Source organism: Cupriavidus sp. GW822-FHT02D05 (genome assembly GCF_058802485.1).
The window spans coordinates 95,219-120,821 of record NZ_JBXAOE010000026.1; the positions used below are offsets into that span (position 1 = coordinate 95,219).

A 25,603-nucleotide genomic window follows, 5' to 3' on the forward strand; every position below is an offset into this window, starting at 1 on the left:
GTCCTTGCGTCGGTCGTAGTGGAAACGCCGCAACCCAAAACCGTGCTCGATCGACCCGACTCAGCTCCGAACTTCCGTGGTCGAACCCGTCTCCGACATTCCTCATTGAGCGCGGAATGTCCGCTATCCGCAGTTGAACCGTCGGATCACGCCGGGGAAAACTCAAAGATCGCGAAAAAACTCAATCAATGCGGAGTTGACCAAATCCGGTGCCTCTTGTTGTAGCCAGTGCCCTGCTCGCGGAATCACTTGGGAGAGGCGTAGGTTTGGCACGAGCTGGGGCATGGCGCCGATGACCTCGTGCATGCCTGGAATTGCCAGACCTGTGTCGCGCTCGCCGACAAGGTAAAGCGCCGGGACCTCGACGCGCAGGCCCTCGAAAGCGGCTTGCACTTCCCAGTTGCGGTCGAGGTTGCGATAGTAGTTCAATCCGCCGCGAAAGCCAGAAACGCTGAATGCCTGAACAAATTTGTCCAGGTCGGCGGGGGCGAGCCACGCGGGCAACGAGGACGGATCATTCAGAGAGTCAAGGAGCCCGCCACTCCGTAACAGAAGTCCAAAGGGATTAGGTGTATTCGCGTCGCGGACACCTACATCGCCCGATGCAGAGAAATAGATCTTGCGCAATGTGGCCGCAACGTCATGCTCAAGTTCTGTTTCGGCCAACCCTGGTTGGGAAAAGTAATGTGTGTAGAACCACGCCTGGTCGGTCTGTGGAAAAAGCCGACTCGGCGCCATCGGCGCGCGGCCCATCATTGGCACCCCGAGCGCAGCGACCGCGCGAAATCGGTCGGGCCGAAGCATCGCGGCATACCAGGCAATGGTTGCGCCCCAATCATTTCCCACGATAACTGCGTCGCGTTCTCCAAGCACATCAACGAGCGCAACCAGGTCAGCGACAACGTCCAAGGTTGTGTACTGTCCGATCATCGCTGGACATTCGCTTGATCCGTAGCCACGCAAATCTGGGGCAACTGCGTGGAAGCCGGCGCGCGCAAGTGCCCCCAACTGGTGGCGCCAGGCATGCGAGGTCTCGGGAAAGCCGTGACAAAGCAACACTAACGGACCATCGCCCTGCTCAGCGACGTGCAGGCGGATGCCGTTGGTTTCAATATAGGTTTGACGGTATGCACTCATGCTTGCTCGAAGAGACAGTTTTACACAAGAAGCTCGGTATATCGTAACATCTAAAGTTACTCATTTCCACATTTTCAAAGTTATGCAACGTGATACCCGGCTGGCTCGACTTCTGCACGTACTCATCCACATGCATCTTCGCGGCGGCGCGACCACTTCGGAGACGATCGCGCAGATGCTGCATACGAACCCCGTTGTTGTTCGCCGCACAATGGCTGCGCTACGCGAAGCTGGATATGCAAGGTCTACAGGCGGTCCAGGCGGAGGTTGGGCACTCGCATGTGACCTCAACGCTCTTACGGTGAGAGACGTTTACGTGGCCATCGCGCACACCGCATTGTTCGCGGTCGGCCCGGCTGACGACAATCGCGATTGCCCGGTAGAGGCGGCGGTAAATCGGCACATCAATGAGGCCTTGCGTTCAGCAGAAAATGCGTTGCTTCAACTGTTTGGCGAAAAGCGACTCTCACAGATCGCGCACGACGTGACCTCGTCAAAGTCGGGCAAGACGGTCACCTAATTCGGGGACCATGGAATGGGTATTAATGGAGGCAAGTCGCGCGGGCTTGCTTGACAACGACTTCTCGGACGAACGAGTGTCAGCTTCCATACTGCAAGCAGCCGTTGATTTGAGCGCTGTCAATGCCCCTTCCTGGCCGGGAAGGGACCTCGGTCTCTTCCCGACCCGATTCGCCCCCCGGCTTGCCGAAAGCGGCCGTTCGAATCCGAAGCGGCGGATTGGGTTATCAGAGCTTGTGGCGGTGATAATGTTGGTCGGCACCGTCTCCTGAGAGACTCAATGTGATCTCGCACACTTTTCTCGGCATTAACGACTTCGATCGCGCGTTCGAGTTTTATTCGGCTTTGATGCAGGAACTGGGACATCGCCTCAAATTCTGCGAACGCGACAGGCCATGGGCAGGATGGATGGCAACGGACGCACCGCGGCCGCTGTTCCTTATTGGCAAGCCATATGACGGCAATGCCGCGCGAGGTGGAAATGGCCAGATGGTGGCGCTGCTTGCGCGTGACCGGCAGACGGTTGATCGGGCATACGCCTGCGCGCTCGCAAACGGAGCGCATTGCGAAGGGCCTCCTGGCCTGAGAGTCCAGTATCACCCTCACTACTACGGCGCATACTTCCGGGATGCCGACGCAAACAAGCTCTGCGTATGCTGTCACGACCCGGTATCGGATTAGCGTTGTCGATTTAGCACTGCGGCCTGCCTCCGGGCCATGGGGGACGTCTCTTGATGGCCGGCTCCAGTCCACGGAGGGGGCGGAACGGCGGTCGTTTCCTACCTACCCATCTCTGCCGTTCGATCCAGCGAAACAAAGCGGCTAAAAAGGTGAGTCCGGGAACGATCTCGACGCCGAAGTTCGTATCAGTCTCGAGGCGCTCGATGGCAACCTTCACGCTGAATCCTGCGAAGCTCACCCCTGCCCTTTGTCTCACCATTGCAGGCGATGACCTTCTACTGCGCGGCAGGCTGCTCCCGCATACGACGGGCTTCGTCGCGCAGGAACTGCTGGTAATCGTCCAGATCCCCGTCGAAGGGCTCGACGCCGCCCTTGGTAACCAGCCAGAACTCGTCGCATACGGCGCGCAGCAAGGCCCGGTCGTGACTGACCAGCATCACCGTGCCTTCGAATTCGTTGAGCGCGATGGCTAGCGCTTCGCGTGTGGCCAGGTCGAGGTGGTTGGTAGGCTCGTCGAGCAGCAGCAGGTTGGGACGCTGCCACACGATCATGCACAACACGAGCCGCGCCTTTTCGCCGCCGCTCATCGTGCCAACCGCCTGATGGACCATGTCGCCGCTGAAGCTGAATGTGCCGAGGAAGGTGCGAAGCGATTGTTCGGTGCCACTCTGGCCGGGGGCGCGCATGTGCGCCGGCGTGTCCTTGGCAAGGCGGATCATGTGTTCCAGCGGCGTGTCGAGCGGGCGCAGCACGTCGAGTTCCTGCTGTGCGAAGTAGCCGATGTTCAGGCCTTTGCCTTCGCTGATTTCGCCGGAAATCGGCGCCAGCGCGTGCGCCACCGTCTTCACCAGCGTGGACTTGCCTTGGCCGTTGGCACCGAGAATGCCGATGCGCTGCCCGGCCAGCACGGAACGGTTGATGCCCCGCACGATGACCGTGGGCGGCGTGCCCGGCAGTGCGCCGGCCGGCGCGGGGTAGCCGAAGCTCGCGTCCAGCATGGACAACAGCGGGTTCGGGACGTTGAGGGGCTCCTTGAACTCGAAGTTGAACTCAGCATCGGCAAGCACCGGTGCGATCTTCTCCATGCGTTCAAGCGCCTTGACCCGGCTCTGCGCCTGCTTCGCCTTCGAGGCCTTGGCCTTGAAACGGTCGATGAACTTCTGCAGGTGGGCGATCTTTTCCACCTGCTTGGCCATCGCGGCCTGCTGCAACACGAGCTGCTCAGCGCGCATGTCTTCGAACTTGCTGTAGTTGCCGCCATAGCGCACGAGCTTGGCGTTGTCGACGTGCACCGTCACCTGCGTCACCGCGTCGAGGAATTCGCGGTCGTGGCTGATCATTACCAGGGTTCCTTGATAGCGCTTGAGCCAGGCTTCCAGCCAGACCAGCGCGTCGAGGTCGAGGTGATTGGTCGGCTCGTCGAGCAGCAGTAGATCGGACGGGCACATGAGCGCGCGCGCCAGCTGCAGTCGCATGCGCCAGCCGCCGGAGAAGCTGTTGACCGGCTGGCTAAGCTGCTCAGCACTGAAGCCAAGGCCCAGGATCAGCGCTTGGGCACGTGCGGGGGCATCGTGTGCACCGGCGTCGTGCAGGGCCATATAGGCGTGCGCCATGCGCATGCCGTCGTCGCTGGCCTCGGCGGCGGCTACTTCGGCCTGCGCGGCCAGCAGCCCGGTGTCACCCTCGACGACAAAGTCCGTCGCGCTCTGCTCGGTCTCCGGCATCTCCTGCGCGACCTGGCCCATCTTCCATGCAGCGGGAATCGAGAACTCGCCGCTGTCTTCGTGCAGCGTGCCGTTGAGAAGGCCGAAGAAGGATGACTTGCCGGCGCCATTGCGGCCGACAAGACCAATCTTTTCTCCGGGGGTGAAAGTGACGGACGCGCGGTCGAGTACGACATTGACGCCGCGGCGCAGCGTGACATTACGGACGGAAATCATAAGGAGCCACTTCGGAGAGGATCAGCATGATAGCCGACCGGACGCGCAGGGCTGTCGCTTTTCTGGCAGCACGCGTGAACATAGCGGTGAATGACGGCTCCTGGCCACCTGCGAATCCGCCGCTCGTCGTTCTCTACCGAGCCACACATAAAGCCTTTGCAGGTGAGCGCACTAGAAAACGTTCGATGAGCCCCCTCCCCGCGCTATGTCGCCGGATAAAAAAACGCCAACCCGTTTTGGGTTGGCGCTATGTTTTGGGCGTACTACTGGTATCAGAACTGGTTCATGGTGTTGTCTTTACCAGCCGCTTTCAGGGCTGCTTCGCCGCTGAAATACTCCTTGTGGTCGTCGCCGATGTCCGAGCCGGACATGTTCTGGTGCTTGACGCAGGCGATGCCCTGACGGATTTCCTTGCGCTGCACGCCAGCCACATAACCCAGCATGCCCTGGTCGCCGAAGTATTCCTTGGCCAGGTTGTCGGTCGACAGTGCGGCGGTGTGGTAGGTCGGCAGCGTAATCAGATGGTGGAAGATACCTGCTTCGCGCGACGAGTCGGCCTGGAAGGTCCGGATCTTTTCGTCGGCGAGCTTCGCCAGTTCGGTCTGATCGTATTCCACGTTCATCAGCTGGGTGCGCTCGTATGCCGATACATCCTTGCCCGCGGCCTTCATCGCGTCATACACCTGCTGGCGGAAATTCAGGGTCCAGTTGAACGAGGGGCTGTTGTTGTACACCAGCTTGGCGTTGGGGATGACTTTGCGAATCTCGCTGACCATGCCGCCGATCTGGGCGATATGCGGCTTTTCGGTCTCGATCCACAGCAGGTCAGCGCCGTTTTGCAGTGCGGTGACGCAATCCAGGACGCAGCGCGCTTCGCCCGTGCCGGCGCGGAACTGGAACAGGTTGCTAGGCAGGCGCTTAGGGCGCAGCAGCTTGCCGTCGCGCTTGATGATGACGTCACCATTGCCCAGTTCGTCGGCCGACAATTCTTCGCAATCGAGGAAGGAATTGTATTGATCGCCCAGGTCACCCGTCGTGTTGGTCACGGCGATCTGCTTGGTCAGGCCAGCGCCCAGCGAGTCGGTACGGGCCACGATGACGCCATCGTCCACGCCCAGTTCCAGGAAGGCGTAGCGGATGGCGCGGATCTTGGCCAGGAAGTCCTCGTGCGGCACGGTGACCTTGCCATCCTGGTGACCGCACTGCTTCTCGTCGGACACCTGGTTTTCGATCTGAATGCAGCATGCGCCCGCTTCGATGAACTGCTTGGCCAGCAGGTACGTTGCTTCGGCGTTGCCGAAACCCGCGTCGATGTCCGCGATGATGGGCACAACGTGGGTGACGTGGTTGTCGATTTTTTCCTGGATGGCGGCCTTGGCAGGTCCTTGGGCAGCATCCAGTTCGCGGAACAGGCCGCCCAGTTCACGGGCGTCGGCCTGGCGCAGGAAGGTGTACAGCTCGCGGATCAGCGCGCTGACGGAGGTTTTTTCGTGCATCGACTGGTCCGGCAGCGGGCCGAACTCGGAGCGCAGCGCGGCCACCATCCAGCCGGACAGGTAAAGGTAGCGGCGCTCGGTACTGTTGAAGTGCTTCTTGATGGAGATCATTTTCTGCTGGCCGATGAAGCCGTGCCAGCAACCCAACGACTGGGTGTACTTGGACGAGTCGGCATCATAGGCGGCCATGTCGGCGCGCATGATCTTGGCGGTGTACTTGGCAATGTCCAGGCCCGTCTTGAACTTGTTCTGGGCACGCATGCGGGCAGCATACTCGGGGTTGATGGCATTCCATGCGCTGCCGTGGTTCTCTTTCAAACCGGCAACTGCCTTGATGTCGTCTTGATACTGGGCCATGTCAAATTCCTAAGCGTGTTTGAAGAAAGGGGGGCGTGTGCCGCTACGGATCTATGAATGTCGAAGCAGGCAGCGTGGAATCATTGTATGGCGCTTCTGGTGCACTGCGGTGAAGTCTTATATAAGACATAAGAGTTGGTTTATCCTTATTTTTCAATGAGATAGGCCTTGGATTTCGCGATGCGGAACGCGTTTTCGAGGAACGAAAACAAAACACTGCGGAAACTCGGCGTGAATTCCGCAATGTGAAAAGCGCTTTCAGTGGCTAGAAGTGAAGGCAAGCCCAGATGGCTTGAGCAACGATTGTTGGGGTGATTTTGTAGACGCCTGTCGAACAAACAGGGTCATGAGGCGGTGCGCAAACGTGTGGCTATCTTCGTGCCCGCTGCGGTCATTCGATCTCGGACGAGGATCGTCGCAAACTGGCCGAACCTGGAAGTTCGTCGCCAGCCAGCGCTCGATCGACCCGACTGAGCTCCGAACTTCCGTTCTCGACTGCGGACTCAACCGGTCGTCCGTACCTCGTAACGCCGCACTAAGTCCGTGCGCCGGGCTCCTTCCCCTATGCGGACGTGCGCTGATGGCGCGCCCGCCGCGCGTCGGTGTGTTCGCGGATCATGTCGATCAGCGCGCGCAGTCCGGCCGGCACGTGGCGGCGGCCCGGATAGTACAGGCAGAGGCCGTCGAGCGGGGGCGTCCAATCGTCCAGCACGCGAACCAGCGTGCCAGCTTCCAGATCCGCGGCGACGTTCCATTCGGTCAGATACGCAAGACCGAGACCGGCACGCGCCGCCGCCAGCATCAGGCCCGGCTCGTCGAGCGTCAGCGCGCCTTTGCCATCGATACGCAACGTTTCGCCGTGCCGCTCGAACTCCCACTGATATATCGCGCCGCTCGGCATGCGTGAGCGGATGCAGCGGTGTGCGTTCAGATCGGCGGGCGTGCGCGGCGGTTTTTGCTGCGCAAAATAGGCTGGACTGCCGACCACGGCAAAGCGCTGCCTGTCCCCGAACGGCACCGCGATCATTTCCTGCGGCACCGTTTCAGTCAGCCGAATGCCAGCATCGAAGCCTTCGGCAACTATATCGATCAGGCGCCCTTCAGTGACCAGATCGAGCTTCATCTCCGGATAGCGCCGCAGGAATTCGATGAATAGCGGCATCACCTGCCTGGCCGCGCCGGTTGACGCATTGATACGCAGCGTGCCCGACGGCGTGTCACGGAAGCTGCCGGCCTGCTCGATCGCGACGCGGATCGTGGAGAGTGCAGGCGCAACGCTGTCGACGAACTGCACGCCGGCTTCCGACAATGACACGCTGCGCGTCGTGCGGTTGAAGAGCCGTACGCCGATACGCGCTTCGAGCGCCGCCACGGCATGACTGAGCGCAGACGTCGACATGCCCAGATCCGTCGCGGCCGCGCGGAAGCTGCGATGACGCGCGACGGCCAGCACCGCCTCCAGTTCGCCCAAGCCCGATGTCCTCATTATCCGATATTTTTCAATGATACATGCCGTATTGTATGACTAGTCGGGGCAATGCATCGGGTCTATCTTTAGTGATCTGGAACGTCTTCTGGGAGCAGCCATGCAGATCATCGACAAAATCTATATCGACGGCGCCTTCGTCACACCGCACGGCGACGAACTGTTCAACCTCTTCAATCCAGCGACCGAGCAGGTAATTGGCCGCGTGCGTCTCGCCGATGCGCAGGACGCGCGCGATGCGATCGCCGCAGCAAAGCGCGCGTTTCCCGCGTTTTCCCGCACCAGCAAGAGCGAGCGCATCGACATGCTCAAGCGCATGCACCAAGCCGTTGTCGCCAAAGAGGACGAACTGTACGAGGCGATCACGGAGGAATATGGCGCGCCCATATCGCGCGGCCGCTGGATGGCGCAGCATGCCAGCAATGTGCTGCTCGAAGCGGCGAAGGTGCTGCAGGACTATGCGTTCACGCGTCGCGCGGGTATTGCCGAGGTCGTGATGCAGCCACTAGGCGTCGCCGGTCTGATTACGCCATGGAACAGCAACGCGGGATTCATCTGCGGCAAGCTCGCCACCGCGTTGGCTGCGGGTTGCACGGCCGTCATCAAGCCAAGCGAGATGAGCGCGATCCAGACGCGCGTCGTCACCGAGGCGTTGCACGAAGCCGGCTTGCCGCCGGGCTTGTTCAACATCGTAACGGGACGCGGCGAAACGGTCGGTGCGCAGATCAGTTCCCATCCGGATGTCGCAAAGCTGTCGTTCACCGGTTCGACCGCAGTCGGCAAGACGATTCTGCGCGCGGGTGCGGAGACGTTGAAGCGCGTGACGCTCGAACTTGGCGGCAAGTCGCCGGTACTCGTGCTCGAAGACGCAAACTTCGACGAGGTGGTGCCGCTCGCGATTCAGGCCGGCTTCATGAATAGCGGCCAGGCGTGCATCGCGGGCACGCGTATTCTGGTTCCGCAGCAGCGGCTCGCGGAATTCGAAGCGCGGGTGCAGCAAGAAGTTGCGCGCACGCAGGCAGGCGATCCGCGCGATCCGCGGACGACTGTCGGCCCAATGGTCAGCCAGAAGCAGTGGGAACGCGTACAGCGCTATATCCGGATCGGCATCGACTCAGGCGCGCGTCTGATCGCGGGAGGCGAAGGCCGGCCAGATGGGATCGATGCAGGATGGTTCGTACGTCCGACGGTCTTCAGCGATGTAACCAACGACATGGCGATTGCGCGCGAAGAGATCTTCGGTCCTGTGCTGTCGATTATCGCGTACCGCGATACTGAAGATGCGGTCGCAATCGCCAACGACACCAACTTCGGCTTGCAAGCGTACGTGTTTTCGGCGGATGACCAGCGTGCGCGCGAGCTCGCACGGCGAATCGACGCGGGTCGAGTGCTAGTCAACACGCTGGCACACGAACCGGCCGCGCCATTCGGCGGATTCAAGCAATCTGGTATCGGCCGCGAGTACGGAACGTTTGGGCTCGAGGCTTTTCTCGAGCCGAAGGCCGTTCTCACTGTTTCGTGATCGCGCAACCCAAGCGCTCGTTGAAGCGACTCGCTAGGCAGCAAGGAGGACTTCCAACGTTTATGAGTACCGGAGGACGAAAGGCCGTTGCCCGGTGGAGCTGTCGCTCGAATGGCTCTGCGCAACTATGGGCAAACGTCTGAAGATGACCGGGGAGGGACCCCGGCCCGCAGTTTCCCGGTCGTCCCTTCCCGCCCCGATTGAGCCGCTCGGACAAGCTCTACGACCGTCCGTTCCGGGAGCAACATGAGACGGCCGCCGGATAACGCGTCGGCCTTCATCTCGTCGGCCATCACAGAAAGTGGCGGATCGCTGACGCGGGCCGACCATAGCGCGACCCGACGGTGTGATTCTGAAAATTTTGGGAGAGCACCCCAAACCGATGCAAACGCATCCGTTAACTTACAGCAGACACCGCGTCGACCACCCACAGAATTCGTATTCTGGAAAACAGGTCTGTCAGCCTTAGGCACGCACGCTCGACGCAGCCGATGGAAAGTCTTCACGGCGCTCCGCCCATTTCAGGATCGCATCCAGTGCCGGGCAGAGCGCTTGGCCCCAATCGGTCAGGCGGTAGTCCACCTTCGGCGGCACCTGGTGATAGACCGTGCGCGTCACAATGCCGTCCTCTTCGAGGCGGCGTAACTGCTGGGCAAGCATCTTTTGCGTGATGCCGGGGATCAGCCTCTCGAGGTCCGAAAAACGCCGCACCTGGCCACCGAAAAGGTGAAACAGGATCACCAGCTTCCAACGACCTTCCAGTAGCTTGAATGCCGCTTCGACATCGACCGCGGCGGTCGCAGGAGTGTAGGCTTTTCGGTTAGGCACGGCTTACTTACTTTTTAGTGCGTTCTTGCGATGTGGTAACTATAGCGCCATCATTGAGACATGCAAACGTGACATTCAGGAAAAGTCCGATGAACATGACCCTGCCGCCGCCGCTGGATGCCTATCTGAACGCGGAAACCACAAGCGACACTGCCTCTCTTGCGAACTGCTTCGCTGCCGACGCCGTCGTGCGCGACGAGGGCCGCACTATCGAGGGGCTCGAAGCCATCCAGGCCTGGAAGAAAGACACCAAAGCCAGATACCAGTACAACGTCGAGCCGTTGGACCTGTCCCAGGATGGCACCGCCGTCACGATGCGCGCGAGGCTCACGGGCGCCTTCCCCGGTAGCCCGGTCGAGCTGACCTACACGTTTGTCCTGGCTGGCGGCAAGATCGCGTCTCTCGAGATTCACTGATGAGCGCCGCACCCGAACTTCAGGGCCTTCGGGCGCTTGTCACAGGCGGGACCAAAGGAGTCGGTAAAGCCGTTGTCGCGCACCTTTGCAAGGCCGGCGCGAACGTCCTCGCGACAGCACGTTCGCGTCCCGATGACCTTTCCGAAGACAGGTTCATCGGTGCGGACATCACGACGGCTGAGGGCTGTAAAACCATTGTCGACGCCGTGCTCGAACGGCTCGGCGGCGTCGATATTGTCGTGCACGTGGCGGGTGGCTCATCTGCGCCGGCGGGTGGCTTCAGGGTGCTCGACGACGACGAATGGCACAAGGCATTGAACCTGAACCTGTTCCCGGCGGTGCGGATCGATCGCGCGCTGTTGCCCTTGATGGCCGAGCAGCGCTCGGGCGTCATCATCCACGTCACGTCGATCCAGCGGCAGTTACCGTTGCCGGAGGCCACGATTGCCTATGCCGCCGCCAAGGCTGCCCTGTCGAACTACAGCAAAGCCTTGTCCAGGGAAGTCAGTCCGAAAGGCGTTCGCGTCGTGCGTGTCTCCCCCGGCTGGGTCGAGACAGATGCCGCCGCGGGTCTCGTTGCTGAGATCGCCCGGCAGAACGGCATCGACATGGAAGGCGCCCGCAAGATCATCATGGATTCGCTCGGGGGCATTCCTCTCGGCCGGCCATGCTCTCCCCGAGAAGTGGCAGAACTCATTGGCTTCCTCGTCTCCGCGCGGGCCAGCGCCATCACCGGCACTGAGTACGTCATCGACGGCGGAACTGTTCCGACCGCGTAGTCTGAGCCACTTGCTCTGCCGCCCCGGCGTTGCATGTTTCTGCCGGCAGGCGGACAGCCACAGCCAGGCCTCCTCGGCGCTGCCGTATTGCATGTCCTGTTTCGTCGGGATCGAGTGGCAAGGACATTCGCAGCATCAATTGCCGTACTGTGCTTTTGGATCGACGAACGGCCGTAACGATCTTGAGGATTCAACCGGTCGATGCAACACCCTTCACTGCTCACGCAGCCATTAGTGTGTTGCGTTGACCGGTTGAATCCTCATCTTCGAAGCGGCCATTCGCACAAACTCCGCCAACGTCTCAGTGTGGCCGAACGCGGCCGTCGGATCAGGTCTTTCCCCAAAAGAGCGGCGATGAGCTTTTCTGCCTTTATGCCGGTCACATCGACATCTGAAACTCGATGCCCGCCTTGTGGAGGCGCGCAAAGATGTCCCCCACTTCGGGGTACCAAGCCTCAGGCATGTCGACCTGCAACCCTAGCCCACCGGAGCTGATGCTGCGATCCAGATAGTTTCGCTCGTCGTCGGTGATTTTTACGATTGCCAGAAACCGGATGATGTCGCTTGTGGCTTGCTCGGCCGTACCTCCCTGCGTCAATAGGTGCACGCAGTGCTTTCGGATGTAGGCAAGCGGCACCACGTGCTCGTTGTAGGTTCCTCCATTCTTCCCCTGGCCCGTCGGTACGTCGTACACGCCGCGGAGAAAATACTCGAAGCAACGCGTGTCGGAGTCCATGCCTCGAAGGCTTAGGTAGCAAGCCAGTCGGACGAAGGAGCGCTTCCTTATCGCTGCTGGATCGCTGACCAAGGTGAATGGACGTGAGGCGGACGAGCACATGATGCCCAACTCGGAAAGGTCATCGTCGTCGACCGCAGGAGCAAGACCTCGGTCACAGCAGTATTCAACTAACGCCATCGATGCCTCTAGCAACCCCATCCGCCGAGTCTGGAAACACGCATGGAGTACGAGTTTCCGAAGCTGGAGCGGCGCGACCTGCGAGGAGGGGCGCAGAAGCTTCATGATCTTCGTGTGGCCGCTATTTCCTTCCTCCCACATTTCCGAAAAATAGCGGACGGATTCGAAGACGAACCGCACGAACGAAACACGAGCCGTGGTGTCTTCGTTCTCGAACGCCTTCGTCAACCGGCGAAAGCCATCTAGGCGAGGGGTCAACACATCCTGATGTTGCAGGGCATTGAGAACTGCCTCTGTGCCTGAGTAGGGCAATTTCGGGGTGCGTTGCAGAAGGCGGGTCGAAACCCGTTGTTTGGAGAGAAGGATCGCCTTGGCGGCTTCGATTTGGTCGTGCGTGATGTTGGTCGTGGTTTGAGGATGGTGTCACGGCGAATGCCGGCCGCTAACAGCACTGAGTAGCTCCTGACCTTCCCACTGTTACAATTTTCGCCGCCTGGATTCTACATGCGACCGTCAGCGGGTCGTCCGGTGGACGACTCAAGATGGCCGGACTCTGACTTCGGCCCTCCGCCAGGGCCGGCCGTCTCAGACCGACCCAAACCAGCCGACGGGCTAGTGGCTACTGAGAGACCGGTCTTTGGTTCGCACCACGGACGTTGATGCCCGTATAAGCACTGTTAGACTGCGGACGCCTTCCCCGCGCATGTACTCAACCATTCAGGATAGTGACATGACCGAATGCGTTCTAACATTTACAAGTCAGACCGAATGGGAAAGTTGGTTAGGGCAAAACGGCAGCACTTCGACGGGAGCATGGCTGCGTCTAGCGAAAAAAGGCACCGAGCAGCGAACCGTAACCTACGAACAGGCGTTGGAAAGCGCCCTCTGCTATGGCTGGATTGATGGTCAAAAGCAGGCTGAGAGCGAGAAATACTGGTTACAGCGCTTCACCCCACGCTCCGCAAAAAGCATCTGGTCCAAACTTAACAAAGACAGGGCTGAAGCGCTGATCGCCGCAGGCAGAATGCGCCCGCCCGGCATGTGCGAAATCGAGAAAGCTAGGAAGGACGGCCGCTGGAAGGCTGCTTATACGTCGGCCAGTAACTCGATAGTGCCGGACGACCTGCAGCTGGCTTTGGACGCAAATCCGGAAGCCAAGAAGTTTTTTGCAACACTGAACAGCCGTAACCGCTATGCCATCCTGTTTCGGGTACAGAATGCCAAAAAACCAGAAACAAGGGCGCGTAAAATCGAGGAATTCGTCAACATGCTGAACCGTGGCGAAACCTTCTATCCATAGATCTTGCGCTTCTGACGGAGAATTTGCCAAACGGGGGCATGGCATATAAACCCCTAATGGCCGCTTCGCACCCAGCAGTCGTCATTCGTGAGACACGCCCGAAGGGCTGTTACTGGCCCCGTGAAGCGACCTCCGGCAGCCGTGTCGCATTCGGCTCTTGTCAACCCTCAGCGGTCGACCAACTTTCTCGACGACGGACATTCACGCAAATTTTGTGTCGCGCGTCGCGAAGCAGCCGGCAAATGGTGGCCGCGATCAACAGCACCGACCACCGACTCAAGCGTATTGCGCGAGGCCGTTGCCAAGGGACCAATTCTCTTTTGCGACCTCGACAAGGCTCACGAACACGTCCTCCGGCCGGATGCCGGGGCTCTCGCTGAGCAACTCCGCGATCCGCTGGAACAGCACTTTCTTCTGTTCCACGGTGCGGGTGTTGTTCGCGGTGATCTGGATGAACACGAGATCGTCACTCCGGGCGATGCCATGATAGGACGCGCCGTAACGGAAGTTCGCGGCGTCATGCTCCGTGATGGTCAGGAACTGGTCGCCCTCGGGCACGTTGAACGTTTCGTGCAGCGCGCGATACAGGTTGTCGAAGATCGCCTGGCGAGAGGCTTGCGGCTGATCGCGCGCTCGCTGGATTTGCCGGGGTCCGGCAGCGTCTCGTCATTGGTATCAGTGACCATGTTGCGGGACCGGAGCTGCCCGCGCTGATCGCGCGCATGAACGCGCAAAGCCCGCAACTGCTGATCGAGATCCGGATCGGCTCGTCGGGTGACCTGCTTCAAAGTTTCGACCGGCGGGAACTCGACACGGTGATCGTCCGCTTGCATGTCGGTCGAAGCGACGGAGAAATTCTTACCGACGAGAAATTCCGCTGGTTCGCAGCGCCAAGCTGGGAGCATCGCGCCGGCGAGCCCCTGCCGCTTGCCACTCTTGCTGAACCTTGCGGTGTGCGTGCGATGGCCGGCCAGCTTCTCGATGCGGCAGGCTTGCCTTGGACAGAAGTTTTCGTCGGCGGCGGCGTTGCTGCAGTCGCTGCAGCCGTCGTGGCGGGGCTCGGCGTAGCAGCATTGGCTCCTCGCATGCTGCCATTGGGCGCAGTGGACGTAGGCCCCAAGCTCGGGCTGCCTGACTTACCACGCTTGCCGGTTCTGCTTCACTCACGGGTCAACGACGGCCGGCCGCGCGATGCGCTTGCCGTGCTTTCAGCCGCCTTCAGGAGCGCGGTGCGAGGCTAGCAACTAGCCGGTCGCATACTCAAAGCGCGGCGAGTTCGAGGGTTTCACAGCGGGGGGCGATTCAGGGCGATCCAACGCTGAACAGACGGCCTTTGCCACTGATGCGCAGCGTAGTCAGCCAACCTTCCCGGCACCGCATCACCATTGAGGACGAGCCGGTTCAGCATTAGAGCAAGGTCGACGTCTGCGATGCACCACTCGCCAAAGAGGTTCGGTGAGTGGTCGGTAAGCAGCACCTCGCAAGCAGAAAACAGTTTTCCTGCGGCCGTACGTGCTGCAGCAGATAGGGGCGCTGCGGGAGCGCCATAAAATACCACCTCAGTGGAGCGCTCCTGCCGGATGGGCATGAGATCGCTTCGCAGCCACGCCTGGACTTGGCGTGCCCGAGCGCGACTGATCGCATCTTTTGGGTATAACAAGGTGCCCGGAAAAACCTCGTCGAGATATTCAGTTATGGCTGACGACTCGGACAAAGCGAAACTGCCGTGAATCAGCGTAGGTATGCGCTGCGTGAGTGAGCTCTGTGCATAACCAGGTTCGAGGTTCGCATTGTTGGCCAGGTCGATGGTGACAAGCTCAAACGACAATCCCTTTTCGTGAAGGGCCACGAAGGCCGACATCGCATATGGACTTGCGAATTGAGCGTCGGCGTAGAGACGCAGATTCGTTGAAGGCAAAGTGGGCTCCTGTTTGCTTACGCAAGGAAAACGATTGTCAACGATCTAGGCGTCGATGTCGACCGGCCGCGCTTGTTCGGCATGACATGCAATAAAGCTACTGTCCCAGCAAGAACGAACCGAAGCGACGAATGGCGAATGGCGATTGGAAAATGGCAACGCCTACGCCAATCGCAGATCCCACAACACATCGAGTACGTGTTGCGTGGAACGCTCAACGTACCCCGCACGATGTGCAATGCCGAGCCGGCGCCACAACGCCGGGCGCAGCGCACGCATGACGATGCGCCCATCGGGTAATGGCGTAGTGGCCTCATGGGGCAACAGCGCTGCGCCGTAACCTGCCGCTACCAGACTCTTGATCGCGTCGTTGTAGTTGAGCTGGATGCGCGGCGCAGGATGGTGCCCCCCGGTCGCGAACCACTCCGCAGTCAGACGCGAGAGACGCGTGGTCGCGTCATTGAGAATGAGAGGTTGGGCAGCGAGCCATTCCGGCGTGACGCGGGCCGGACACCGCCAATGCGCCGGCAAAAAGGCCATCACGGGGTCGCGGCGCCAAGGCTTTATCACGAGTCCAGCCACCGGGGGCTGAGGCAGCGCGATCAGCCCAACATCCAGCGTTCCATCCGCCAATCGGGACAGCGTTTCATGCGAAGTGAGTACTGCAACCTGAATGTCGATAGCGGGATGGTGCTGGCGCAGCACCTCAAGCGCTTGCGGCAACAGGTGCGCGATCACGCCAGTCGACGCACCGAGCCGCGCGCGCCCTTCGAGCCCCTGCACCTGGCGTTGAATATCGTCTAACGCCTGCTCCGCATCGGCCAGCAGTCGACGCGCGCGCTCCACCAGCACCTCCCCTATCGCCGACGGCCTGACATGTCCGCGCTTGCGCGACAGGAGCGGCGCCCCAATGCGGTCTTCGAGTTCAGCGATGTGGAGGCTGACCGTTGGCGGCGCCAGGTGCAATGCACGCGCCGCTTCGACAAATGAGCCACGGTCGGCAATGGCGACCAGAGTGCGCAAACGGTCCAGGCTGATCTCTCGCATATTGGCGTCCAGATTCAGAAAAACTGAATATTCACGTTATGAAATACAACTTTCTCTATTCTAGCGGTCCATGGAACATAGGGGCTCGTTCTCCTTGTCAAAACCCACAGTCACCGGAGTATTCCACGTATGAGCTCTCCCGTTGTTTTCATCGACGGCGACCAAGGCACCACCGGGTTGCAAATCCACGAACGGCTGCGCAACCGGACCGACCTTAGACTGTTCACGCTTGCCGCTGCGGAACGCAAGGATCCGCGGCGTCGCGCAGAAGCCATCAATGCCTGCGACATCGCCATCCTCTGTTTGCCGGATGCTGCCGCGCGCGAGGCAGTGGACGCCATTGTGAATCCTGCCGTCCGGGTCATCGACGCAAGTTCCGCCCACCGCACACAGACGGACTGGACGTACGGCTTTCCGGAAATGACGCAGGGACAGGCTGAGCGCATTGCCAACGCACGTCGGGTCACCAATCCCGGTTGCTATCCGACCGGAGCCATTGGCTTGCTGCGTCCCCTGTTGCAGGCCGGGCTCATACCAGGCGACTACCCTATCAGCATTCATGCGGTGTCGGGCTACTCCGGACGCGGGCGTGCCGGCGTGGAGGAACATGAGGGACAGGGTGCCGTCAACGCGCCTTCATACCAGGTATATGGTCTGGAACTCGCGCACAAGCACACCCCGGAGATCCAGCAGCACGCCGGGCTCGCGCAGCGTCCAATCTTTGTCCCTGCGTTGGGTGCGTTCCGCCAGGGCATCGTGCTGACGGTGCCCTTGGCGTTGCGGCTGCTGGCACCCGACGTGGATGGCGTCACGTTACAGGCATGCCTCGCACGCCACTATGCCGAGGCGGCCCACGTCCATGTCTTGCCGCTGCACGAATCGTGCGCCTTGAAACACCTGGATCCACAAGTGCTGAACGGTACGAACGACATGCGCTTAAGCGTATTTCCCAACATGGAACACGGGCACGTCCTTCTGTCCGCGGTGTTCGATAATCTTGGCAAAGGCGCATCCGGCGCTGCGGTTCAGAACCTGAACCTGATGCTCACGCGGCAATAGTGGCCGAGGTCGGGCTAGCGGTCAACACGCTTCGCTTGCCCGGCCCCCAACACGGCGTGGCGATACAGATGCACCACTCAAATGGGTTCATCGCAACGAGACGACTTCACCGTGCCAGCCGGCGTCGGCCCTGCTCGCGATGACCAGCGCGGCCCCGGGTCCGTCCGCCGCGACGACGCAGCGGCCGTGCTCGTCCCAAAACGCACTCTTGCCTATGGATGACCATCCGCCTGTGTCTGCGCCGTGGTTAGCCATCAGCACGGCGAAGCGGTGCTGTGCCGCATAGCGCCGGAGCAACGCGGTATCCGCAGCGTAACCGTTCGCGGTGAATAGCACGCCCGCCGCGTACAGGATCGCACCCATGGTGGATGCTTGCGCTGCATGCTCTGGATGGCCCGTGTCCGCACAAACGGCGAGCGCGACAGTCTCGCCGTCAACGGAAATCGGCGGCCCGCCCGATCCGGGCGCGAAGGTCGCGTCTTCTCCTGGATGCAGGTATTGCTTCGTGTAGCTGGTGACCTTGCCGTCCGGTGTCAACGTCAGCGCGCCGATCCGCACCCCATCGTCGAAGCGCAAGGGAGCGCCCACGACGGCGGTCAGTCCGCTTCGAGTACATTCGTGACGCAGGGGCGCGAGTCGCGCGTCGTCGTTGTGGATTGCGACTTCGTTCGCAATGGTGCTCTCGTATCCGGTCAGCGAAAGCTCGGGAAAGACGACGAGACGCGCGCGTCTCGCGGCGGCTTCGCATAAAAACGCGAGATGCCGGTCGACGTTCTGCTGTATGTCACCGGCGACGGAAATGGACTGGGCTGCTGCTACGACGAAAGACGCTGACATCGTGGGGATCTCTCAACGGTCAATCAGATAAGACGTCCGGGAATGCGGCTCGGTATCCATCGACCGCCGTCACATTGCCCTGTGCCGCCAAGGCCGCACAAAGTGAGGAACGCAATACCGAATAAGAGCATTGAGATTGTCGACGATCCCGACACCAATGTCGAACAGTCGAACAGTCGAACAAGCGAAACTGGCCGGGATGGGCCGTGCAGGCACGCCGCTCAGCGTCCCAGTCCCGAGAACGAAGGCTGGCGTTTGTCGAGGAACGCCGCTACGCCCTCACGGAAGTCGGTCCCCTGCAATGAAGCCGCGATCTCGCGCTCGGCCTGCGCAACACTTTCACCTAGAGTCTGGCCGAGCGCGCGGTACGACTGTCGCTTGGCCGCTGCCATTGCGCTAGGCGAGCACAGGGCGGCCAATACTGCGGCGCGTTCGAGCACCGTCGGCAGGAAGCGATCGACTTCGAACACGGCGGAAACCAGACCGGCCTGTTCGGCCTCCTGCGCGCCCATTGACCTGCCGCTCATCAGCCACTCGAGCGCACGTGACAGGCCGATCATCCTGGGCAGCATCCAGGCTATGCCGTGTTCGGCGGCCAGCCCGCGCCGCACGAATGCCGGCACCAGCCGCGCTTCGCGGCTGGCGTAGCGGATATCGCAATAGAGTGAGAGCACCAGGCCGACCCCGGCTGCGGCACCGTTCAGGGCGCAGATGATGGGCTTGCCGATCGCCAGCAAATAGCTGTAGCGCTGGCCAAAGTCCTCCCGGGCGGCGACATCGTTGGGCGCGTGAGCCGCCGTACTACTGGCGTGTCGCGGGCTGGACTCCGCCAGCCGCGCGCGCGCCGCCGACAAGTCGGCGCCTGCGCAGAAGGCCTTTCCGGCCCCGGTCAACACGATCACACGGACCTCGCGATCGTCCCGGCAGCGCTCTAGTGCGGTGCGCAGTCCAGCTTCCATCTCAGAGTTCCAGGCGTTGAGCTGGTCCGGCCGGTTGAGGGTAATGACGGCAATCCGGTTCGCCACGTCGCAGAGGATGGTCTCGTTGGTATTGGCATTGGTGTTGGTATTGGGGCTGGCCGCGCTCATGATTTTCTCCCCACGCGTTCAGTCATCAAGCGCAGCGCCTGACGGTGCGCTTCGGTGCTGTGCGCCAGCGCCTGCATGCTGGCGGAGATCGTCTGCAATGGCGTTGCGGGTATGCGGGTGGTTCAGCGTGATGACGGCGATGCCGTCCTCGCGGACAATCTGGACGAAATCTGACATGGCTGGTGTTTTCTCTTGGCAGGGGGCTGGTTCTTGCTTCAGAACGCGCCTTGCTGGCGCAGGGTGTCGATTGCCGCGGCCGACAGTCCGAGAAGCTCGCTCAGTACCGCCTTGTTGTGCTCGCCGAGGTCCGGGTTGGGCCTCAGTGCCAACGGCGGCGACTGGTGAAAGCGCAAGGGGCTGTTGGGCAGGACCACCTCGCCCAACTTGGGATGCATCACATAGTTCAGCATGCCGCGCTCGTGCATATGACGGTCGTGCACGACCTCATCGAGCGTGCGAACCGGCGCGCAGGGAAAGTGATGGGCCTGGCCGGCCGTCATGATCTCGGCGCGCGTGAGGTTGCAGGTCCAGGAGGCAACCAGTTCGTCCACCTCGCTCATCACCGCACAACGCGAGGCGTGCGTCGCGTAGCGCTCCTGTCCACCCAGGTCGGGGCGCCCCATCGCCTGGCACAGCCCCGGCCAGTGGCCTTCGGTGACGCAGATAATGGCGATGTAGCCGTCCTTGGCCGAGTAGGTGTTGTAGGGCGACATTGCGAGCGCCCCGTGCCGGTTTCCGGTGCGCGGATTGCGTTCCGGGTCCTCGTAATACATCGTCAGGTTTGAGGCGAGAGCAGGATACATCGTGTCCTGCATGGCGATCTCGACAATCCTTCCGCGGCCGCTGCGTTCGCGCTCGAACAAGGCCGAGACGATGGCCCCATAGAGGTGGATACCGCCCAGGAAATCGCTGATGGCCGGCCCTGCCTTGAGCGGGGGGCTGTCGGGATAGCCGGTTACGTGCATGGCGCCGCTCATGGCCTGAATGGTCAGGTCCATGGCAAGATGATCGCGATTCGGCCCACTGGTCCCGTAGCCCGAGGCGGACGCGTAGACCAAGCGAGGCTGGATCTCCAGCAGCGGCTCGGCCGCGAGGCCGAGCCGCTCCATCACGCCCGGCATGAAGTTCTCGAGCACCACGTCTGCCTTGGCCACCAGGTCGCGAAAGACGCTGCGGCCTTGCTCGGTCTTGAAGTTGAGCGTGATGCCGCGCTTGTTGGAATTAAGCATGGCCAGGGGCAACAGCGACTCGCGGCGCGCGCGCACCGGCTCGCCATGTGGTGGTTCGATCTTGATTACGTCGGCGCCGGCCATCGCCAGAAGGAAGCCGCAGTAGGGACCCTGATAGATCTGGCCCAGGTCGAGTACGGTCAGGCCGGCAAGGGGAAGCTGGCGAGCCGGAAGTTGCTCGGTCACGCTCTTGGTCAGGTTCGTCGTCATGATATGGCTCTCATTGTTTCTGTATCCCGGCCTGCCGGGCTGCCTGCTCCCAGCGGCTGATTTCCTCAAGCTGGAAGCGCCTCAGTTCGTTGGCATCGCCCACAAACGGCTCGCCGTAGGATTGCCGCACCTTCATCGCGGTTTCGGGCAAGCGGTAGATCGCCTGCAACTGCTTGTCGAGCAGGTCGACGACGGACGCCGGCGTACGAGCCGGAACGAAAGCGCCGGTCCAGTTGACCATGTAGTAGTCCCGGAAGCCCGACTCCTGCAGCGTCGGCACCTTGGGGAAGGCGTCGAAGCGCCGATCGCTGCTCACAGCCAGCAATCGAACCTTGCCGGACTGGAGAAAGGGAACGACGGCGCCGAGGTCGACAAAGGCGAAATCGAGCTGGCCGCCAGCCAGGTCCGACAAAGCTGGCGCCACGCCCTTGTAGGGCACCGGCGTAGCGCGGCCACCGGCAAGTTGAAGGAAGAGTTCGGTGGCGACCTGGTATGAGGCCGCACCAGCGCCATAGTTGAGCGTGCCAGGCTGGGCCCGGCTGCGCGCTACCAGGTCGCCGATCGTTTTCACACCCGAAGAGCCTGGCACCACCACCGCCATCACGCCACGCGTCAGCCGGGCCACCGGTGCGAAGTCCTTCACGGGGTCGTATGGCAAGCGCTTGAAGATGGCAACATTGGTCGCCATCGGTGAATTGCTGGCCAGGAAGATCGTGTGGCCATCGGCGTCCGCGCTGGCCACGGCCATGGATGCGATGAAGCTGTTGGCACCGGGCCGGTTCTCCACCACCACCGGCTTGCCCAGCCGCTCACCGAGCTTCTGCGCGACATAGCGCGCAGTAGTATCGGCGCCGCTGCCGGGCGGGAACGATACGACTAGTCGGATTGGCTTATCAGGGTAGGCGCCCGCGTTGAAGGGCTGCGCCAGCAAGAGCAATGCGACCGCTCCGGCAAGGCGCAGTGAGGTGCGTCTGTTCATCTTGTCTCCACGCTAACTGATCGGGGGCGAGCTCTGTCTCTGGCTCGCGTGGCTGCAGAATAGACAGCCACAGACACGGCACCAATCGGGGTGGGTATATATCAGCCATACCACTGCTGGTATGACCTTGTAACCGTGTTAGTGCGCGGGGAGTACGTTGCTGATCTCGGCGCGCAGCCAAGCGCAGGCCGCGTCGCGGTGGGTGAGGTTGTGCCAGAACATCGAGACATCCGTGGCAGGTGCCTCGAAGGCAAGTTCGGCCACCGCAACGTTATCTGGCAAGGCCAGTCGCCTGGCTGTCCTTGCCGGGATGGCGCAGATCATGTCGGTCTCGCTGACGATCTGCGGCGCCGCCATGAAGCTGGAAATGGTGTACACCACCCGGCGCGAGCCACCTTGCTTGCGGATGGTCCGGTCGATCAGTTCACCGAGCAGGGTGAGGCCGGTTGGCGAGACGTCGAGGTGAGGCAGGTTGCAGAAATCCTTCAGGCTTATCCGTGCATTCGCCCCGGTACGGCGCGGCTTGCGCATCACACAGACAAAGGCCTCGGAGTATAGGAACCGAGTGCGGATCCCGGGTGCGGAGGGAAAGGCCGAGCCGATGCAGAGATCGAGTTCGCCGCTTGCCAACGCATCAACGGCGCCGCTCCGATGCAATGGACTGAACTGTGCCGTGATGGAGGGGGCGGCGCACCGCAGTGCGCTTAGCAAGGAGGGGGCCAGCGAGAGCTGGATATGCTCATTGCAGGCCAGCGAGAAGTGTCGCACGTGGGTGGCGGCATCGAAGGGCGCATTGGCCCCCGCCAACTGGGCCGTGGTTTCCAGCAGTTTTTCCACGATCGGCAGCAACTCCTTGCCGTGCGAGGTCAGCAGCATATGGTTGCCTTCACGCACCAGCAGGGCATCCTGGAAGACGTTGCGCAGGCGATCGAGGGTTCGACTCATAGCCGGCTGCGACACCTCCATCTGGGCCGCCGCGCGCGATACGCTGCGGCCTCGCAACAGGGCGGCAAGCGCGTACAACGTATGGAAGTCAACATTGCCCAGCCGGTCCAGACCGGACATCGGGTTAGCTTTGCCTGCTTTAATTTCGGGCTCCACGCTATCGTAGACAGGGCCACATGATAGTACCTGGCGGCTGGGGGCGATTCTGGTCGCACGAAGCCAGCGCGGCATCTGCGCCATCCTGCTCGGCGACGACCCCGAACAACCCACATCTGGCCATGTTGACCTGCCTGGCGGCTGTGCCTGGATGGTGACACAAACGCAGAGCCTGCACTGGGCCACCTCCAGCAGCCCCGGGGCGCACATTTGACCAATGGGACCTTCCTGGACTATGTTCTATCGTTGGCGAAGAAGAGAGTCGTGGAAGCACTTCAACGAAAACGGGGACCCTACGTCACGACGCTTGCGCCCCGCTATTTGCAACTGCACGGAGGACCGAGGCACCTATGTCAAAGACCACCAAGAAGCAATACCTCAAGGCACTCAACCGGCGCCTGAAGAAGGAATCGGCAGGCAGGTTCGATACGGAGTTTGTGTGCTATCCGGTCGGCTCAAAACCGAAGGACGCGACTGGCGTGACAGCAAGTGCACCCGCCGATGCGCAGGTCCTCGCCGTCATGGATGCTGTCCAGGCTCGGGTGTTTGCCAAGTTCGAGGACTTGGCAAAACACGGATAGGCCGATGTTTCGGCGACGGCAGGCCGCGCGGGCGCGCTACGAGCGCCCGGCGTGGCCCGAAGCGCTCTCGCCGCTGCCGGAACCCGCCGCCCCAGGCACGCCGCTCAGGCCTTGGCGGGACGCCCGGTCTTGATGGCTTCGACTTTTGAGACCGCGCTCAGCAATTGCTTCGGCGAGCTTGCAGCAAGCAGCAGCAATCCGGCGCGCAGGATCTCGCTTTTCTTGATGTGCACGCCCGCGTCGAGGCACCGCTGCTTGAGCTCGGCGAGCTTCGCGTAGTCGGACTTCGGCATCGTGAAGCTGTCACGCAGCACCTTTTCTTTCTTGGCGCCCTGCGCTTTTTTCGGCGCGGCCACATCGGTGCGAGCTTCCACCTTCGATGGTTTGCTCTTCTGGGGTTTCGTCTCGGCCTTCGTTGCGGCCTTGGTCACGGCCTTCTTGCTACCCGAGCCCCTTGGCGTCTTCCCCTTGGGGGCGGCTGCGTTGCTATCGGCTACTGGCGCGCTCGTCGGAAAATGAAAGACCTCTTTCGTCGGCGGCTTGATGATGGGTGAATTCACGGCAATTCTCAGTTCAGAAACAGGCTAAACAGTATATACCGTTTAGCGACGGGCATCAGGCGGCCCCTCAAGCCGCCACCCTCGCCCGTTAGGGGCGCTTCGGTTATTTGCTAGTGGCGTCAACAGGGATCCCGGCGGCGCTGCCGGCCGCGCCGCCTCGCCCGGGCCGGCGCACGGCTCTTACCTTCCCGCTGCTTCCGCCTCCGCAGAAGAACTGGTCGCTGCCATTGGACTCGAGCCCCGACACGCCGACGCCGCCTGGCATCTCGATGCTCTCCAGGACCTTTCCCGTGCGGGGATCGACTTGCCTCAACTCGCTCTGCTCACCTTCCCAGGTGCCGTGCCAGAGCTCTCCTTCGACCCATGTGACCCCGGTGACGAAGCGATTGGACTCGATGGTGCGAAGAATCTCCCCGGTTTGGGGATCGACCTGATGGATCTTGCGCTCCCGGTACTGCCCCACCCAGAGCGTCCCTTCAGCCCATGCAAGTCCCGAGTCGTTGCCGCCGCCGGGGGCCGGAATCGTGGCGACCACGCGGCCGGTCTGCGGATCGATCTTCTGGATGCGATCCTCGGCGATCTGGAACAGGTGCTGGCCGTCGAAGGCCGTTCCTGCGTGTGCGGCGACATCCATCGAGCGCAGCGTCTTCCCGCTCGCCGGATCCAGCGCGATCAGCTTGTCGCCGGTGGCAAACCAGACTTGCCGACCGTCATACGTGACCCCATGCACGTTGTCGACACCCGGAAAGGGACCATACTCGCGAATGATTTCGGCCGCTGATCGTTTCATGTTTCCATCCTCGTCACGTTGTAGTGAATCCGCTGTAGTGAAGTGCAATCCATGAAGCGCATTCTAGTCACCCGGCAGTGGCGCGGGGAGTAACAAGGTCGTCGTGAATCCCTGCACGGGCGGCGTCAGCCAGCGGCGCGCGCGCCCGCGGCCAAACGACTGCACCTTGCCTGTTGCCGCAAGCGCGTCGAGCGCCCGCTGCACGGTGCGCTGGCTGGCGCCAAGGGCCACCGCCAGGGCCGAGCTAGACCATGACTCACCGTCCGCAACGAAGGCGAGCACCGCCGCGTGCGCTTCGTCGACGGGCCTCGCCAGCACGACAACCTCACGGGCGACGCGCGGCACCAGCGCAAACCCCCGCTGGGTCGCGCTCACGCCGGCCAGCGGCCCGAGCACCGAGCGAAGCCGCCCGATTTCAACGCGTAGCCGCGCGCGATGCGACGCATCGGCATGCTTGGCGCGGAATGCCCGCGCAACGAGCGCGTCCCTCGGCACGTCCGCGGGCCACGCTTCGGCCAGCGCGCGTGCGAGCGCGAACAGCACCGGACGCCTTGCCAGCGAGACCACCGTGCCCGCGTCACGCACGGCATGACGGCACGCGTCCACGACAAGCGCCTTGGACGCCAGCAACGCTTCCACCTCATCGAGCAGCAGGAACCGCTCCTCGCCACGCGCAATCAGGCGCGCTGCGGGCGTTTTCAGGACGAGGAATGCGCTCTGGACCTCTGCCGTCAGCGCGGGGATGCCGGCGTGGGGGGGGGGGGGGGGGGGGGGGGGGGGGGGGGGGGGGGGGGGGGGGGGGGGGGGGGGGGGGGGGGGGGGGGGGG

The 25,603-nt window shown here is 61.8% G+C and carries 25 protein-coding genes and 2 pseudogenes; 9 read left to right on the forward strand and 18 right to left on the reverse strand.

Going from position 1 to position 25,603, the window contains the following annotated elements; all coding sequences use genetic code 11:
- Positions 1 to 162 precede the first annotated feature (162 nt).
- The gene (locus AC1RQK_RS29425) at positions 163 to 1,137 is read right to left on the reverse strand and encodes an alpha/beta fold hydrolase (protein ID WP_492373826.1); all 975 of its coding nucleotides are present in this window, start codon (positions 1,135 to 1,137) and stop codon (positions 163 to 165) included.
- Between the two features lie 82 nt (positions 1,138 to 1,219).
- Between AC1RQK_RS29425 and AC1RQK_RS29430 the strand changes: the two genes are divergently transcribed.
- A complete protein-coding gene (locus AC1RQK_RS29430) occupies positions 1,220 to 1,657 on the forward strand; it encodes an Rrf2 family transcriptional regulator (protein ID WP_492812815.1) in 438 nt (145 codons plus the stop codon).
- Positions 1,658 to 1,938: 281 nt separating this feature from the next.
- Positions 1,939 to 2,337 (forward strand): VOC family protein, encoded by a 399-nt coding sequence (locus AC1RQK_RS29435; protein ID WP_492373827.1) that lies wholly within the window; start codon positions 1,939 to 1,941, stop codon positions 2,335 to 2,337.
- Between the two features lie 275 nt (positions 2,338 to 2,612).
- Here AC1RQK_RS29435 and AC1RQK_RS29440 read toward each other — a convergent pair whose 3' ends face one another.
- From AC1RQK_RS29440 to AC1RQK_RS29450, 3 genes are all read right to left on the reverse strand, one after another.
- A complete protein-coding gene (locus AC1RQK_RS29440) occupies positions 2,613 to 4,277 on the reverse strand; it encodes an ABC-F family ATP-binding cassette domain-containing protein (protein ID WP_492812781.1) in 1,665 nt (554 codons plus the stop codon).
- Positions 4,278 to 4,549: 272 nt separating this feature from the next.
- Positions 4,550 to 6,130 (reverse strand): isocitrate lyase, encoded by a 1,581-nt coding sequence (locus AC1RQK_RS29445; protein WP_043354195.1) that lies wholly within the window; start codon positions 6,128 to 6,130, stop codon positions 4,550 to 4,552.
- Positions 6,131 to 6,692: 562 nt separating this feature from the next.
- A complete protein-coding gene (locus AC1RQK_RS29450; RefSeq protein ID WP_492373830.1) occupies positions 6,693 to 7,616 on the reverse strand; it encodes a LysR family transcriptional regulator in 924 nt (307 codons plus the stop codon).
- A 100-nt stretch (positions 7,617 to 7,716) separates the two neighbouring features.
- Between AC1RQK_RS29450 and AC1RQK_RS29455 the strand changes: the two genes are divergently transcribed.
- A complete protein-coding gene (locus AC1RQK_RS29455) occupies positions 7,717 to 9,138 on the forward strand; it encodes an aldehyde dehydrogenase family protein (protein WP_492812784.1) in 1,422 nt (473 codons plus the stop codon).
- Between the two features lie 465 nt (positions 9,139 to 9,603).
- Here the strand turns inward: AC1RQK_RS29455 and AC1RQK_RS29460 are convergent, their stop codons facing one another.
- On the reverse strand, positions 9,604 to 9,966 hold the full coding sequence (locus AC1RQK_RS29460; protein ID WP_492812786.1) for a winged helix-turn-helix transcriptional regulator: 363 nt from the start codon (positions 9,964 to 9,966) through the stop codon (positions 9,604 to 9,606).
- A gap of 89 nt (positions 9,967 to 10,055) precedes the next feature.
- On the opposite strand from AC1RQK_RS29460, the gene AC1RQK_RS29465 reads away from it, so the two are divergent.
- Together AC1RQK_RS29465 and AC1RQK_RS29470 are read left to right on the forward strand one after the other, a co-directional pair.
- A complete protein-coding gene (locus AC1RQK_RS29465; RefSeq protein WP_492373833.1) occupies positions 10,056 to 10,382 on the forward strand; it encodes a nuclear transport factor 2 family protein in 327 nt (108 codons plus the stop codon).
- On the forward strand, positions 10,382 to 11,161 hold the full coding sequence (locus AC1RQK_RS29470) for an SDR family oxidoreductase (RefSeq protein ID WP_492373834.1): 780 nt from the start codon (positions 10,382 to 10,384) through the stop codon (positions 11,159 to 11,161). The genes AC1RQK_RS29465 and AC1RQK_RS29470 overlap by 1 nt, the downstream gene beginning before the upstream one ends.
- Before the next feature lie 379 nt (positions 11,162 to 11,540).
- On the opposite strand, the gene AC1RQK_RS29475 is transcribed toward AC1RQK_RS29470, so the two are convergent.
- Entirely contained in the window at positions 11,541 to 12,305 is a 765-nt protein-coding gene (locus tag AC1RQK_RS29475) for a hypothetical protein (protein ID WP_492812788.1), read from the reverse strand.
- A 502-nt stretch (positions 12,306 to 12,807) separates the two neighbouring features.
- On the opposite strand from AC1RQK_RS29475, the gene AC1RQK_RS29480 reads away from it, so the two are divergent.
- The gene (locus tag AC1RQK_RS29480; protein WP_492812790.1) at positions 12,808 to 13,377 is read left to right on the forward strand and encodes a YdeI/OmpD-associated family protein; all 570 of its coding nucleotides are present in this window, start codon (positions 12,808 to 12,810) and stop codon (positions 13,375 to 13,377) included.
- A gap of 276 nt (positions 13,378 to 13,653) precedes the next feature.
- On the opposite strand, the gene AC1RQK_RS29485 is transcribed toward AC1RQK_RS29480, so the two are convergent.
- Positions 13,654 to 14,019, reverse strand: a complete 366-nt coding sequence (locus AC1RQK_RS29485) for a tautomerase family protein (protein WP_492812817.1) — start codon at positions 14,017 to 14,019, stop codon at positions 13,654 to 13,656.
- On the opposite strand from AC1RQK_RS29485, the pseudogene AC1RQK_RS29490 reads away from it, so the two are divergent.
- Positions 13,995 to 14,618: pseudogene (locus AC1RQK_RS29490) on the forward strand (LysR substrate-binding domain-containing protein); the annotation flags it as partial. The gene AC1RQK_RS29485 and the pseudogene AC1RQK_RS29490 sit on opposite strands and share 25 nt — an antisense overlap.
- A gap of 44 nt (positions 14,619 to 14,662) precedes the next feature.
- Here AC1RQK_RS29490 and yfcF read toward each other — a convergent pair.
- Both yfcF and AC1RQK_RS29500 read right to left on the reverse strand, forming a co-directional pair.
- On the reverse strand, positions 14,663 to 15,295 hold the full coding sequence (gene yfcF, locus AC1RQK_RS29495; RefSeq protein WP_492373837.1) for a glutathione transferase: 633 nt from the start codon (positions 15,293 to 15,295) through the stop codon (positions 14,663 to 14,665).
- A gap of 162 nt (positions 15,296 to 15,457) precedes the next feature.
- Positions 15,458 to 16,342: a LysR family transcriptional regulator gene (locus tag AC1RQK_RS29500; RefSeq protein WP_492373838.1), complete on the reverse strand. Its 885-nt coding sequence runs from the start codon at positions 16,340 to 16,342 to the stop codon at positions 15,458 to 15,460.
- Between the two features lie 129 nt (positions 16,343 to 16,471).
- Here AC1RQK_RS29500 and argC point away from each other — a divergent pair, with 129 nt between their 5' ends.
- On the forward strand, positions 16,472 to 17,401 hold the full coding sequence (gene argC, locus AC1RQK_RS29505; protein ID WP_492812793.1) for an N-acetyl-gamma-glutamyl-phosphate reductase: 930 nt from the start codon (positions 16,472 to 16,474) through the stop codon (positions 17,399 to 17,401).
- Between the two features lie 87 nt (positions 17,402 to 17,488).
- On the opposite strand, the gene AC1RQK_RS29510 is transcribed toward argC, so the two are convergent.
- The 6 genes from AC1RQK_RS29510 to AC1RQK_RS29535 form a co-directional block, all read right to left on the reverse strand.
- Positions 17,489 to 18,238, reverse strand: coding sequence for a carbon-nitrogen hydrolase family protein (locus AC1RQK_RS29510; protein ID WP_492812795.1), 750 nt, complete (start codon positions 18,236 to 18,238; stop codon positions 17,489 to 17,491).
- Positions 18,239 to 18,459: 221 nt separating this feature from the next.
- A complete protein-coding gene (locus tag AC1RQK_RS29515) occupies positions 18,460 to 19,326 on the reverse strand; it encodes an enoyl-CoA hydratase-related protein (RefSeq protein ID WP_492812797.1) in 867 nt (288 codons plus the stop codon).
- An 18-nt stretch (positions 19,327 to 19,344) separates the two neighbouring features.
- Positions 19,345 to 19,503: a hypothetical protein gene (locus tag AC1RQK_RS29520; RefSeq protein ID WP_492373842.1), complete on the reverse strand. Its 159-nt coding sequence runs from the start codon at positions 19,501 to 19,503 to the stop codon at positions 19,345 to 19,347.
- Between the two features lie 38 nt (positions 19,504 to 19,541).
- Positions 19,542 to 20,765 carry a CaiB/BaiF CoA transferase family protein gene (locus tag AC1RQK_RS29525; RefSeq protein WP_492812799.1) on the reverse strand — a complete coding sequence of 408 codons (1,224 nt, stop codon included), beginning with the start codon at positions 20,763 to 20,765 and terminating at the stop codon, positions 19,542 to 19,544.
- Positions 20,766 to 20,775: 10 nt separating this feature from the next.
- Positions 20,776 to 21,744, reverse strand: coding sequence for a Bug family tripartite tricarboxylate transporter substrate binding protein (locus tag AC1RQK_RS29530; protein WP_492373844.1), 969 nt, complete (start codon positions 21,742 to 21,744; stop codon positions 20,776 to 20,778).
- Positions 21,745 to 21,882: 138 nt separating this feature from the next.
- Entirely contained in the window at positions 21,883 to 22,893 is a 1,011-nt protein-coding gene (locus AC1RQK_RS29535; protein ID WP_492373874.1) for a LysR family transcriptional regulator, read from the reverse strand.
- 302 nt (positions 22,894 to 23,195) lie between these two features.
- Here AC1RQK_RS29535 and AC1RQK_RS29540 point away from each other — a divergent pair, with 302 nt between their 5' ends.
- Complete coding sequence (locus AC1RQK_RS29540) at positions 23,196 to 23,426, forward strand: hypothetical protein (protein WP_492812801.1); 231 nt, start codon at positions 23,196 to 23,198, stop codon at positions 23,424 to 23,426.
- A 104-nt stretch (positions 23,427 to 23,530) separates the two neighbouring features.
- On the opposite strand, the gene AC1RQK_RS29545 is transcribed toward AC1RQK_RS29540, so the two are convergent.
- The 3 genes and pseudogenes from AC1RQK_RS29545 to AC1RQK_RS29555 all read right to left on the reverse strand — a co-directional run.
- A complete protein-coding gene (locus tag AC1RQK_RS29545; protein ID WP_492812803.1) occupies positions 23,531 to 23,986 on the reverse strand; it encodes a hypothetical protein in 456 nt (151 codons plus the stop codon).
- Between the two features lie 103 nt (positions 23,987 to 24,089).
- Positions 24,090 to 24,776 (reverse strand): Vgb family protein, encoded by a 687-nt coding sequence (locus tag AC1RQK_RS29550; RefSeq protein ID WP_492812805.1) that lies wholly within the window; start codon positions 24,774 to 24,776, stop codon positions 24,090 to 24,092.
- Positions 24,777 to 24,839: 63 nt separating this feature from the next.
- Positions 24,840 to 25,603, reverse strand: a pseudogene (locus AC1RQK_RS29555) (helix-turn-helix domain-containing protein); the annotation flags it as partial.